The organism is Streptomyces sp. NBC_01384, assembly GCF_045040035.1.
Lineage (GTDB): Bacteria > Actinomycetota > Actinomycetes > Streptomycetales > Streptomycetaceae > Streptomyces.
In genome coordinates, this window is record NZ_CP109559.1 from 10,349,665 (window position 1) to 10,362,366 (window position 12,702).

Annotated in this window: 10 protein-coding genes and 1 pseudogene; 6 read left to right on the forward strand and 5 right to left on the reverse strand. The window is 69.5% G+C overall.

Annotated features, from left to right (window positions below; genetic code table 11):
• Position 1: 1 nt before the first annotated feature.
• From OG747_RS47195 to OG747_RS47205, 3 genes are all read right to left on the reverse strand, one after another.
• Positions 2 to 529 carry a hypothetical protein gene (locus OG747_RS47195; RefSeq protein WP_405876535.1) on the reverse strand — a complete coding sequence of 176 codons (528 nt, stop codon included), beginning with the start codon at positions 527 to 529 and terminating at the stop codon, positions 2 to 4.
• A 72-nt stretch (positions 530 to 601) separates the two neighbouring features.
• Positions 602 to 1,192 carry a hypothetical protein gene (locus OG747_RS47200; protein ID WP_405876533.1) on the reverse strand — a complete coding sequence of 197 codons (591 nt, stop codon included), beginning with the start codon at positions 1,190 to 1,192 and terminating at the stop codon, positions 602 to 604.
• Between the two features lie 291 nt (positions 1,193 to 1,483).
• Positions 1,484 to 2,299 carry a TniQ family protein gene (locus tag OG747_RS47205; RefSeq protein WP_405876531.1) on the reverse strand — a complete coding sequence of 272 codons (816 nt, stop codon included), beginning with the start codon at positions 2,297 to 2,299 and terminating at the stop codon, positions 1,484 to 1,486.
• 256 nt (positions 2,300 to 2,555) lie between these two features.
• Between OG747_RS47205 and OG747_RS47210 the strand changes: the two genes are divergently transcribed.
• From OG747_RS47210 to OG747_RS47235, 6 genes and pseudogenes are all read left to right on the forward strand, one after another.
• Complete coding sequence (locus tag OG747_RS47210; protein WP_405876529.1) at positions 2,556 to 3,182, forward strand: DEAD/DEAH box helicase; 627 nt, start codon at positions 2,556 to 2,558, stop codon at positions 3,180 to 3,182.
• Positions 3,183 to 3,189: 7 nt separating this feature from the next.
• Positions 3,190 to 4,332 carry a tyrosine-type recombinase/integrase gene (locus tag OG747_RS47215; RefSeq protein ID WP_405876526.1) on the forward strand — a complete coding sequence of 381 codons (1,143 nt, stop codon included), beginning with the start codon at positions 3,190 to 3,192 and terminating at the stop codon, positions 4,330 to 4,332.
• Entirely contained in the window at positions 4,329 to 5,573 is a 1,245-nt protein-coding gene (locus tag OG747_RS47220; protein WP_405876524.1) for a hypothetical protein, read from the forward strand. The genes OG747_RS47215 and OG747_RS47220 overlap by 4 nt, the downstream gene beginning before the upstream one ends.
• Positions 5,570 to 6,573, forward strand: a pseudogene (locus tag OG747_RS47225) (IS5 family transposase). The gene OG747_RS47220 and the pseudogene OG747_RS47225 overlap by 4 nt, the downstream one beginning before the upstream one ends.
• A gap of 70 nt (positions 6,574 to 6,643) precedes the next feature.
• The gene (locus tag OG747_RS47230) at positions 6,644 to 8,026 is read left to right on the forward strand and encodes a tyrosine-type recombinase/integrase (RefSeq protein WP_405876522.1); all 1,383 of its coding nucleotides are present in this window, start codon (positions 6,644 to 6,646) and stop codon (positions 8,024 to 8,026) included.
• Positions 8,023 to 8,598 (forward strand): DUF6262 family protein, encoded by a 576-nt coding sequence (locus tag OG747_RS47235; RefSeq protein ID WP_405876520.1) that lies wholly within the window; start codon positions 8,023 to 8,025, stop codon positions 8,596 to 8,598. Before OG747_RS47230 ends, OG747_RS47235 begins: the two co-directional genes overlap by 4 nt.
• Positions 8,599 to 8,649: 51 nt before the next feature.
• On the opposite strand, the gene OG747_RS47240 is transcribed toward OG747_RS47235, so the two are convergent.
• A complete protein-coding gene (locus OG747_RS47240; RefSeq protein ID WP_405876518.1) occupies positions 8,650 to 11,307 on the reverse strand; it encodes a Helicase associated domain protein in 2,658 nt (885 codons plus the stop codon).
• A complete protein-coding gene (locus tag OG747_RS47245) occupies positions 11,304 to 12,275 on the reverse strand; it encodes a hypothetical protein (RefSeq protein ID WP_405876516.1) in 972 nt (323 codons plus the stop codon). Before OG747_RS47245 ends, OG747_RS47240 begins: the two co-directional genes overlap by 4 nt.
• Positions 12,276 to 12,702: the final 427 nt, after the last annotated feature.

The window sequence follows — 12,702 nt, forward strand, 5'->3', positions numbered from 1 at the left end:
ACTACTCGCGTGCGCGCCGGGTCACCACCTCCTGCATGGCGGCCAGGCACCGCGGGTCGATAAAGCCCCCCGGCCGTCTGTCCCGCTGCCCGGGCAGCAGGACGACGGGGTTCTCTCCGGCCGCTTTCCACTTGCGCCGCTTGTCGGCGAGCGTGTGGGCGGAGCAGCGGATGCCGTCGGCGGCCAGCCGCGCCGACATCGCGGCACACCGCTGGGCCAGCGTCGTCCCCGGCCCGAATCCCCGCGCATGCTCGCTTCGGCCCGGGGCCAGACCGGTGTCGATCTCCACCATGCGCGCCTGCCACAGTGCTGCCTCCTCCCGCCCCTCCTGCCCTTCCCACCCGCGCAGAACTGCGCCGCCCACGGCCGGAGCACGGCCGGTGTCGAGGACGGCGAAATCCTCCCCGCACACCAGCCACCGGTACGACACCGCCCGGGGCGCCTCCGCTTCCTCGCCGTTTTGCGGCACCAGCGTGACCTGCGGCCCCTGCCACGCCACCACCTCCCACTCGCACTCCTGCCAGCGCACCCGCGCCCCGATGGACAGCGGCTCTTCAAGCCGGCCCCACGTGTTTCCGCCATGCGCGCCCCTTCGTGTCCTTCAGGCCGTCCAGACCGTGGCGTCGGGCAGCAGCGGCCGGCAGGCGTCGAACAGCAACCGCCGCTGCCAGAGCATCCGGTAGGCGAGGTCCAGGCCTGTCAGCGCGGGCAGGCCGCTCGCCGCCACGCCCGCCCGCAGGCCCGTCGGCTCTCTGAACGCCTCCAGCAGCGCCTGCCCCCGGCCGTCCTCGTCGCCCACACCGAACCGGTAACCGGCCAGCCATCCCAGATTCCGCCCGCGCACACCCGACGGCTCACGCACCTGCCGCACCCGCCACCCGGCCGCCCGTGCCACCGCGTTAAGGACCTGAAGTCTCGCCGCGGGCAGGCTCTCCCCGCCAGGCGGCTTCAGTACCAGCACCAGGCGCACGCCGCCGGACGTGCGCGCCACGAAGTCCGGGCGCCAGCGGTGCGCCCGGCCTCCTGCCCGCCACCGCAGCTCCACCGGGCTGGCACTGAAGGCCACCCAGGCCGGCTCGAAGTCCAGCTCCACCGCGAGGCGCCACTGCCGCAGGCTGGCGCACACCACCGTCTGCTCCCTGCTCACCACCGGCCAATAGGTGATGACGCCCTTGCGGCCCCGATAGGGCACCGGCTCGCTGACCGCCCGAACTCCTCCAGCGCAAGCCCCCGCAGCCCCACCGCACCGCACGCGCGCACCGGCCCGTACGGCTCGCGGTACAGGGCCACGACATCCTGCTCTGTGCCCCCCGCCGCCTCGTCTTCCAGAAGGCCGCCGGGATCCTCCACCGTGCTCATGCCTCCCGTCCCGTGCCGCGGCGCCGCACTGCTGCGCACGTCTGTCCGGCCAGAACACCACCGCCTGTTCCGGGTTCTGTCGTAAGGGCGCCTTGCGCAGGCGGCAGTGTCCTGCCGCCGGGCGTCACATCTCGCATGCCGGCTGTCCCAGCCGCCAGGGCAGGCACGACGCCGCCGCGAGAACCTCGGTGGGCTGCGCCGCCCGTTCATGCCCGGGCGACAGCCGCAGCTCTCGCGGCACCCCGGCCGTCCCGCAGGCGGTATCCGGTGCCGGGCCGGCGGGGGTGCTGTGCCGCTGCAGCCAGTCCATCAACGCCAGCCGGCCGACCGAGAAGTCGACGCCCCACAGGTCCATCTCGCCCCGCAGCTCCTCCATCCACCGCGTACGGGCCTGCCCGTCCCGCCTGCCCGCGTGTTCGAAAGCGGCCAGCCGGGCCGCCACGGCCGCAGCCTCCGGCATCAGCACGAGCGGCGCCATGGGCACCGCCTCAGCCTCCAGGCCCGGCGCACCCACCGTGCGGTGTCCGGAAGGTGCGTCCCAGCGGTCCGCGCTGATCATCCATGCCGTCTCCCGCACCCCGCAGGCGGCGGCGCACGTCCCGCACAGCGGCACCAGGTGTCCCTCGCGCGGCAGCCACGGCCACTTCCACACCGCTTTGGTGGTCTCGGTCTGCTGCAGCAGATGCGCGGCCGCCGTGCTCGGCAGGACCTCCTGCAGCGCCGACGCGGTGCTCCCGCACAGCACCGCCAGATACTCAAGCCCCCGCTGGTTGACGTACATCTCGGTGGTGGAGGGATAGGCCCGCACCCGCACCGGATCCCGGGACGCCTGACCGAAGCCCACGCGCTCCAGCAGCTCTTCCAACTCCAGTCCCTGGCCGTGCGCCAGCCGGTTGACGAAACTGCCCGTCGACTCGCCCCGCAACGGTGCTACCCGCACCGGCAGCGGCCTGCGGGGCCCGAACAGCCAAGAAGCTCCCGCTACTTGTCCGTCCACCTCCGCTGCCCCCAACTCCGGCGATGAACGCTGCCGCAGCAGCCCGGCATTTCCCCATGCTGCTGTGTACCGCGCCGCGAGAACCTCCCCGCCCGCCGGATATCCCCGAAAGGGTGAACCAGCCGGCGAAAGCAAGACCAGACACCCCCTCGTGTGCCGACCATGAGGTCCCAGGCACACGATCACAAGGGGGAAGCCGGTGCCCGGGACCGTATCCGAAGACCAGCTCGCCACGGCGCTGCGTGGCCACCAGGCCGTCGCCGTCGACAACAGCGTCTCAGCCTTCCTCGATCACCACGCCCGCGTCAGCGTCGTGATGGCCACCGGCACCGGCAAGACCCTCGTCGCACTCCACGTCGCCCACCGCATCGCCCCCCTCGGCAACGTGGTGCTCTTCGCCCCCAACATCCAGCTGCTCTACCAGACCGCGCAGGTCTGGCACCGCGAAGGCCGCCGGGGCCTCTACCTCACCATCTGCCACGAGGACGCTCGCGGCGTGCTGCCCGGCGGCGTCCTGCGCATCGGCTCGGCCGAGGAACTCGCCCACCACGCTGCCGGGGCCGCGGCCTTCGGACCTTTGAACGTCTTCTGCACCTACCAGTCACAGGAGAAGGTCGAACAGGCCCACCGCGACCACCACCTCGCCCGCTGGGACCTCATCATCTGCGACTTTACCAACCGTCACGTGGGTGTGTGTGACGTTCGCGTGGAGTGGTCTGCGGGAGTGGGGGAGGGGTGTGGACTCGGGAGCGAGGGCGCCGCCGGTGGGGCGGTCCTTGGTCTGAGGGGGCGGCACGCGGGTGGGTGGTCGGTTGGTGGTGGGTGAGTTACGCGTGCAGGAGATCGTCCGTGGGGACGGGCGGGTTTCCTACACGGTTGTGGACACGGACTGTTCGGTGGTGGCGGAGGCGGACGGGTTCCTGCGTACCTGCGCGGCGGGTACGGACCGTACATACGCGTATGTGCTGGTGGATCATCTGCGGTGGCTGCGGTTCGCGGGCCTGGACGTAGGAGCAGTGTCGCTTGGGGATCTGCGGCATTACATGGCGGCTTTGGGAGCGGATTATCCGGGGCCGTTCGGGCTGCCGTGGCGGGAGAACAAACGCCCGTACGGGCACAGCGCGTTGAAGGGCGCGGCGGCCTGTGTGAAGGGCTTCTACCTTCACCTGGGCACCCACGGCGTGAACTCCGCACTGGCGGAGGCGCTGCGTGTGACCCGGCTGCCGACGCGGGCGGATAGGCGGCGGGCGATGCTCGGGCACGTCCTGCACAGCATGCCGGCCAACCCGCTCGCGCCCGCCGAACAGATGCGTCGGCACCCGAAGATGCTGCCGGAAGGCGCCCGGGATCTGCTGCTGGGGGCGGTGTCGTGCGCGCGGGACCGGATGGTGGTCACGTGGCTGGCCGACGGCGGTTTCCGGATCGGTGAGCTGTGCGGGCTGCGTCTGGTCGACCTGCACCTGCGCGAGCAGGCCGCGTGCGGTCAATGCCGGGGGCCGCACGTGCACATCTGCCACCGTGAGGACAACGCCAACCGGGCCCGGGCCAAGACCAAGACGCCCTGGACCTGGCAGGACAACGCTGTGTGCGGCGGGACGGTGCGCCGGGCGAGCCCGGCGATGATCCACACTTACTTCGAGTACATCACCACCCAGTACCCCGCCCAGTCCGTTCACGGCATGCTCCTGGTCAGCCTGCACGGCCCCTCCCGCAGCCAGCCGTGGACCACGGCCGCAGCCCGGGGCATGCTGCGCCGGGCCGCGGCCCGTGGTCAGATGGGCCGGGTGGTCCCGCACGCCTTCCGGCACAGCTTCGCCACCGCGGTGCTGGACGCCGCACGGGGCAACGCTGTGATCGCGCGGGATGCCGGCGGCTGGGCCTCGGCCACGACTGTCGAGCAGGTCTACGGCCACGTGGACGTCCACGACCCGGTCTTCACCGCAGCGCTGGAGCAGGTGTGGGGGACACAGCCATGATCCAGCTGACGCTGCTGCCCGGCCGCACCGACACCACCCGCGTCGGCCGCGACCGGCTCGAACTGCTCACGGCCCTCATCACTGCTCCCGCATTCGACCCGCTCTTCCGCGACACGCTGATCTTCATCCCGCCTCAACACCCGGTCTACGCCTGGCAGTGCGCCGTTGACGGCTGCAAGCGCATCCGCCGGGTCAGCCACAACCTGTGCAACACGCACAACCTGGAGTGGGAGCAGGCCGAGCGGACGGGGCAGACCAAGCGCGCCTTCATGGACGCAGCCACCGCTCTGCCCGCCGCGCGGGGAGTGGACTACGGCCGGTGCCTGATCTGCCCCGACCGCCCGGCGATCAGCCCCACCACCCGGCTGTGCCAGCAGCACCAGACCAGGTGGCAGTACGGCGAGGCCGCCGGCATGGATCAAGACCGGTTCGAGCCCTGGGCCCGTACACAGCACCCGCTTCCCGGCTACGGCCTGTGCACGGCGCGGTGCCCGTTTTTGGCCTGCACCTCACTGGGGCTGTGCCTGCAGCACCTGAACCGGTACAACATCGACAACCGCTCTGGAGACGCCCGGTCGCACAACTCACGCGGCCCCCTCAAGGACGGCCGGCCGCTCCCGGTGACCTACGGCGACGAGGAGGCATTCCGTGCCTGGTGCGCCACTGCGGAGCCGGTCACGCAGCCAGGGCTGGTCAACCTCCACTGCCTGCCTCCGCTGCTGCGGGCCGAGATCCAGTGGGGCCTGCATGCCCATGCCCAGTCCGCACAGCACTCCGAGTGGACCACCAACGGCATCAGGAATCTCGTCAGACACTGTTGGCGAGGCAGCATCACGTCCCTGATGGACCTGCACGACGGAGGCTACAAAGACCTGACGCGCAAGCAGATGGACTCCGAGGTCCGCAAGATCATCTGGGAAGTCGTCAACGGCCTGCGCTGCGTCTACTACAGCCCCTCGGACACCAAGGACGCCGGCTTCCTGGAGACCGATCACTTCGGACGACGCTTCAAGAACGCCCAGAGCCTCTTCGACATCACCACCGTTCCCCAGCGGTGGCTGCGCGACCTGCTCTGGGACCATCTCGCCGAGTGGCTCCGTTCCCCGCAGTGCCCCCGCACCCGGGGCCCCTTCGACCAGATGCGCCGCGCCGCCGTCGAACTAGGGCGCGTATCTGGTTTCGATCAATCTGCCGGATCTGGCCCGCGCGGTGGGGTGGATCCGGTAGATCGTCGTGTATGACGCGTGCGCAACTGACTGATGCCGAGTGGGCGTTGATCGAGCCGTACCTGCCGGTCGGCGAGCGGGGTCCGTACCCGGAGCGGCTGCGGCAGCAGTTCGAGGGAGTGATCTGGCGGTTCAGGGCGGGTGCGCAGTGGCGTGAGGTGCCGAGTGAGTTCGGCGCCTGGACGACTGTGTCCAACCGGTTCCGGCAGTGGCGGGACGCCGGGGTCTTCGAGGCGCTTCTGGAGGGGATGATCGCGGAGGCCGCGAAGCGGGGTGAGGTGGACTTGTCCCTGGTCAGTGTGGATTCCACCACCGCCCGGGCTCACCACGACGCTGCCGGGATGCACCTCGGTCAAGAGGTCATGGCCGCCTTGGAGAAGGCGGCCGCCGAGGAGGAGAATGCCCGCCAAAAGGTGGCAGTCCGGAAGGACAAGACGGGCAGGGTGCTTTAGCTGATCCCGAGCGGGAGGAACGGCGACGTATCCGGCGCCGGCACAAGGCCCGCCTGAAAGCAGCCCTGCTCGGACGCTCGAGGGGCGGGCAGACCGGCAAGATCCACGTCGCCGCCGACCGCAAGTGCCGCCCGCTGGTCTTCGTCCTGACCGCCGGCCAGGCGGCGGACAGCCCGCAGTTCATCCCGGTACTCAAGAAAGTCCGGGTGCCCGGGCCGGTCGGCCGCCCCCGGACCCGGCCCGACGCTGCTGCCGGCGACAAGGCCTACTCGTCCCGCGGCAATCGCTCCTACCTGCGCAAACGACGCATCAAGGCGGTCATCCCGGAGAAGAAGGACCAGGCCGCCAACCGCAAGAAGAAGGGCAGCCGGGGCGGCCGGCCCGTCAGCCACGACACCGCGCTCTACAAAGAGCGGAACACAGTCGAGCGTCTGATCAACAAGCTCAAGGCGTGGAGAGGCATCGCCACCCGCTACGACAAGACACCCAAGAGCTACCTCGCCGGAGTCCACCTGCGCGGCTCGATGATCTGGATCAAGGAGCTCGCGCGGGCCACCCCTTGATCAAAACCAGATACGCGCCCTAGGCGTCTTCCTCCAAGCCGACGCCCCCGACGCCGGCCACGACCCCACCGTGCTGCGCCGTGAGCACGCCGAGCGGTTCGTTGCCGACCAGCGCCACCGCGCCCGCCACGGCCTGCCATCCCTGGGCATGGTCCTGGTCGACGGACGATCCCCTACCGTCACGGACCTGAGCTGCCAATTCGTCTTCAATCAAGCCCGCAAGCTGCTGTACAGCGCCATCACCGCCGGCCACGCTGAACGCCTCGGCATCGACACCGGCTTCCTGACCGCCATCCCCTTCGGCGGCACCGGCCTCAAACAGCGCTCCCGCAACCCCTTCAGCGACGACGTCGCCCGCGCGCTGACCGACGAGACCAACCTGCGCCGCCTGGAGGAACTCGACCTCAACGACCGGGGCCTGCGGGACATCTGGGAGACCATCGTCGCCACCGGGCGCCGCTGCAGCGAGGTCGTCGGACTGCGGCTGGACTGCATCGGCCGCTACCGCGGTCTGGCCATGCTGTGGCACGACCAGACCAAGGTCGGCAACTACAACGAGGGCATCCGCATCCCCGAGCCCGTCTACCACCGCCTCGATGCCCGCCGCACCAAGACACTCCAGCTCTTCGAAAAGCGCTACGGCCGCACCCCAGCAGCCGCCGAACGCCCCGGCCTGGCCCTGTTCCCCTCCCGCGTCCGCAACCCCAACGGCCGGCAGCCGATCTCCTACGGCCATTTCAACCAGCGCTTCAAGACCTGGATCGTCGGCCTCGACCTCGGCGGCGCGTACGTCGCCCACCAGGCCCGCCACACCCTGGCCACCAACCTGCTGCGCGCCGGCGCCACACTCACCCACATCCGCCGCTACCTCGGCCAGCTCTCCGAACGCATGGCCGAGCACTACGTAAAGATCACCAACAGCGACCTCGAAGACGTCCTGAACACCGTCTGGGTGGCCGGGCCCGGCGCCCCCAACCCAGGCGAACTCCTTTCCGGCGACACCACCCCCATGGACCGCGAGACAGCCCTCGCCCTGGCCCTGGACCTCTCCCGCCGCAGCACCCCCGCCGACGGGGGATTCTGCACCTACCAACCCGTCGTCGACGGCGGATCCTGCCCCTGGAAACTCGACTGCGAGAACTGCGACAACTTCGTCCTCTCCGGCGCAGACCTCCTCTACTGGCGACGCAAAGCCGAACAGTGGCGCTCCATCGCCGAGAACGCCCCCGACGACGCCACCGCCGACTACCTCCACACCGTCTTCGAACCCACCGCCAAGGCCATCAGAGGACTCGAGCACGCCCTGGCCGCCCTCGGCATCCTCGACGAAGCCCTCACCCTCGACCTGCGGCGCCCCCAGGACTACTTCCACCGCACCTGGAGCACTGCCTTCCGCGCCCGAGACCTTGCCGCACTGCAGGCCCCCGACCCGGATGCCACAGGGCAGCCATGAGCACCCGCACCGACGCGGCCGTCCGAGCCCGCCGCCAAACCACCCAGGAGATGCTCGAACGCCTCCAGACCGCCCTGGCAGCCACGGCACGCGACCATACGCCCGTCACCGTCGCAGCCCTCGCCCGAACCGCCCGCGTCTCACGCACCTTCCTCTACCAAAACCAGCAGGCCAGAGCCCTGATCGAGCAGGCCACCCGCGCAGACAGACCCCATCCCGCAGTCTCCAAAAGCGGCAGTCGCACCCAGCCCGCCTGGAGAGAACGTGCGCTCAACGCCGAAGACGCACTCGCCCAGGCCCAGCGTGAAATCCGCACCCAACGCACGCACATCGCAGAACTCCTCGGCAAGATCCGCGACCTCGAACACGATCTCCCCGAAGGCTCACTTCAGCGGATCGTCACCGAGAACACCAGCCTGAAGCAGCACGTACGACAGCTCACACAGGACAACCAGCGCCACCAAGAACGTCTGGCCAGCGCCCGCCAGAACAATCGCTTCCTGGACAAACGCGTCGCAGATCTTGAAGCTCAACTCGCGCCGTATCTCACCGCCCCACCTCCGCCACCATGATCCCGCCTCGACGCATCGACAGATGAGGACGGCACGCCTCATCGTTCGCCATCAGGCCCATCCGACGCCCAGTTCGGCGAGGGCGGCACGCTGCGCATCCGAGAGTTTGTCGCGGCGGGCCTTGGTGTTGGAGACCCATACACCCAGCTTGACGATCACCGGCTCTGTCTCGCCATCGACCGCGATCTCTTCGCTGTGGCCGCGCGGCACAGCCCGATGGCCTTCCCGTTCCACCCACTGCGCGAGGGCCGCAAGTCCGCGCTGGAACGCCTGCTGCGCCTTGCTCGGGCCCTTCGTCGCACCCGCGGCTACCGGGGCCGGGGCGGGCTGTTCAGTGGGCTTCACCCCCAGTGCGGAGAGCCGCTCTTGCTGCTCGCTCGACAGGAGCTTCCAGGTGCCCGGTTGGGTCTGCCGTTCCAGCCACCGTCCGATGTCGTCGCCGTCCATCAGCACTCCGGGGGCGATGTCGGGGAGGCTGCCGTCGGCGTCGACGAGGTCGGCGAGGACGCGGTAGTGGCGTTGCCAGTCCAGCGGCCAGGGGCAGTTCCAGTCCGGGTCGATCGCGGCCAGTTGCTGCGCGCGTTCCGCCGCCCGTTCCGCGTCCTTCCCCAGGCCGCCCTTCCGGCGGAGATTGGCCGTGTGCTGGCCGACCGGCACCATCGCCTCGCCCTCGCCCCACACCGCGTCCTGACGCGGAGCGAGGTGCCCGGTGGCCCGGTGGTAGGACCGCAGCGCGGCGAGCTTGGCCTCCCACGCCTCTTCGCCCGGCTCCCACACCATCCCGGCCTCCGGCGCGTCCAGCAGGGTCTTGCGCCGCTCTTCGAGCTCGCCTGCCCGCAGTGCCTTCCGCTGCTGGTGCACCCACCTGCCCAGCGGGAAGTCCTTCGTGACGCCCACCGTCGTCTCGGTGTCATAGGGGACGGCGTACAGACCGGTGATCTTGTTCTCCTTCCGCCAGCGCAGCAGAGCCTGGTAGCCCTCGAGCCACACCAGGCTCTCCGGCCGGTAGACCCGTGTGCGGAGGAAGGCCGCGATGGTCGCCGTGTCCCGGGGAGAGGAGAAGTGGAGCAGGGCCGACTCGGCAGCGGCGTTGGTGCCGTCCTGCTCCTGGTCCGCGCCGTCCTCGCCGCCGGCCCCGATGATCCGCCCGTCCTCATCGCGTCGGACGTGGACCTTGCGCTTCCCGCTGCTGAGGGCGCGGGAGGCGAGTTGCTCGACGAGTCGTTCATCGTGCGAGCGCAGGCCTTGGAGCACGGCGACGAGGGGGCGGAAGCTGGCGGAGGCGACCATGTCGGCCGGGTCTTCGCCGGGTTGAAGGAAGATGGGCACGATGATGCGGGCGATCTTCGTGCTGCCGTCCCGGTTGAGCCGGAGCGCCCGGCCGATGTTCTGGACGATCTCCACTTGGGAGCCGCGGGTGTCGGCGAAGCAGACGGCCTCCACGCCGCGCTCGCCGGTGATGTCGACGCCTTCTCCGAGCACGCGACAGCTTGCGAGGAACGCCCGGTGTACGCGCCGGTGGTTGGCGTCGATGCCGCCTGCGAACTGCCGCAGTACTTCGCGTCGTTCGGAGACGAGGTGGTCGCCGCACAGCCATGCTGACCACACGCGGTCCGGGGGTACGTGGCGGCCGGCTTCCAACTCGTACAACTTTGCGTCGATGGACGACTTCGGCAGCCGGTCGGCCTGGGCCAGGTCCTCGTCGGAAGCGTCGTTGATGTACAGCTCCGCAGCCGTCTGGGGCAGCTTCTCCGCGAACGCCGCCGCCTCCTCCACCTTCTGATGGAAAGTCATCACGGTGCGCAGGTTGTACGCCGCCGCGTGCTCCAGGAGCGCCGTCTGCAGAAGCGCCAGGCGCCGGCCTCGCTGCGCTTCCTCCGATTCCCCGAGGACGGGGGAGGGGTCGCGGATTTCCAGGACGTCGACCTCGAACCCGGCGAGGATTTCTCGCTCGATCGCCTCCGAGAGCCCGAGCTCGGCCAGCCATGGCCCGTAGGTTTCCGAGTCCTGGCCCATTGACGCGATTTCCAGCTCCTGGCCGTCCGCGCCTTTCTGGGGCCGGGGGGAGGCGAGGATGCGTGGGGTGGCTGTGAGGTAGAGCCGGAAGTCGGCGGGGATGCGGGCGTTGTCGTGGATCGCTGCCCACGGCCTTCCAAGATCACCTGCGGTTGAGTGGGCTTCGTCGACGATGGCGAGCGTGAAATCGTCCATCTGCTGTCCGTACAGGCGCTCTCCACCCGCCAGAGCGGCCTCCAGCGGCCCGCGAACCTTCCCCTGACCCGCCGGGTCCTCGAAGTCCTCGCGGTCCACGAGAGAAGCGTAGGTGGCGAACACGATGGCCGGCCCGTGCCCGGCCCACAGGGCGAGCTGGATCGGGTTGGTGGTGGTGCGCACCCCCAGCTCGTTGAGCACCAGGTCGTTCTCCAGCGAGCACACCGCGACCATGGGGGAGCGATGACCCACTGCCCGCCATGCCTGGGCGGTCTGCACGAGCAGGTCCAGGGTCGGCACGGTCACGAGGATCCGGCCTTCGGGGAAGCACTCCAGCGCGCACGCGGCAGCCATGATCGTTTTCCCTGACCCGGTCGCTGACACGATCGTGCCACGGGCACCCTGAGGGGGAACAGATGACCTTGCAGGGAATCCGACCCACTTACGGAAACTCGACTTCTGGTCAACCTGATGTTTCTTGAGCGGAATCCTGCTCATCGCCCGTCCCTCTCGCCCGTGTCGTACAGCCAGCTGTCCTGAAGCCTTTCCAGCGCCATTTGATCCTGGCCTTGATCCTCCCAGACCCCTTCGAGCCAGAGCGGGGCTTCGTCAATCCTCTCGCACAGCACGAAGCACCCGGGCAGGCCGATCAGAACGACCTCGCCCGCGAACATGCCGCCGGGCCCGCAGCGGCGCCACAACCGCTCCAGCCGCGCCCGGCGCTCGCGCAGGTACGCCTCCAGCGCCTGCGGGTAGGTCACCCGCTCCGCCAGGCGCACGGTCCGCAGCGCGATGCCCACGACCTCCCGGGCCGATTCCCTGTCCCACTGCTCGGAGTTGGTGCCAGTCACGGCCGCGTAGTGCTGCTCGCAGACGGCCAGGACCCGCTCGATGAGCTCCGCCGGGGCCTCGTTTCCCTCGTCGTCGCGGGCGGCCTCCTGCCGCCGCACCTCGCTGGACGGCCCCTCCTCGGTCACCTCCACCACCCGGTACAGGCCCTTGTCCCCGTACAGGCCGCCCGGCTTCTCATTCGCCTTGCGGACCCTCGCCACGGCCTCTTCCACCGATCGCGCGTAGGTGTAGCTCGTCAGCGTGGACGCCCCCGGGTACTCATCCTGGGTCGGCGCAGCTACGACACGGAAGCGCGTCAGGCCGGCCCCCGCCGACTCCGCAGACGGCTCGCCAGCAGCCGGAACCCGACCGAGATCCTCAAGGAGGTCCCGCCGCAAGGCGGTTGCAGCCAGCCCGACCCACTGCGCCACGTCCGCGACCCGGCCGTACTGGGCAAGCAGGACGTCACCGTGGATGGTGAAGCTGTGCGGCTCACGGTCCATTTCATCCGTCAGGGAAGAGAACATCCCCAGCACGCCGATAAGAGAATCGAAACTGGCCTCTTCCGGAGCGGGAAGAGAATTACCGTCCTGATCAAACAGAGCGTCACTCATTAACCCCTCCTTGAGGTTCACGCCCCAGTCCGGGTGGTTGGAGGGTGTCCCGTGTTTCTACCAACAATACATGCTGCATCAATCTGATGCAGCATGTACACTAGAACCCGACACGAACGAGCGACCCTCCATCCCTCGTAGCCAGCCTGGCCCGCGCCAGCGGGCCCCAAAGGTTCTGGAGGCGCAGCCGGAAGGACCGTCAGGCGGGGGAGCGCAGCGGACCCGCCCAGGAGTGCGAAGCACTCCCCAACTCCCGTACAAAAAAACCGAGTAGCCGCACCTGACACACCGTCAAACCCCGGGCAGCGCGCAGCGCAGCCCGCCGGACGCGAAGCGGCCGGCCCCCCTCAACTCCCGAAGCGCAGCGAAGGGAGTTGCCCCGGCGAAGCCGGGGCGCGGTGAGCGAAGCGAACCGCTTCGCTTGCATATCGCGCAGCGATATGGTACC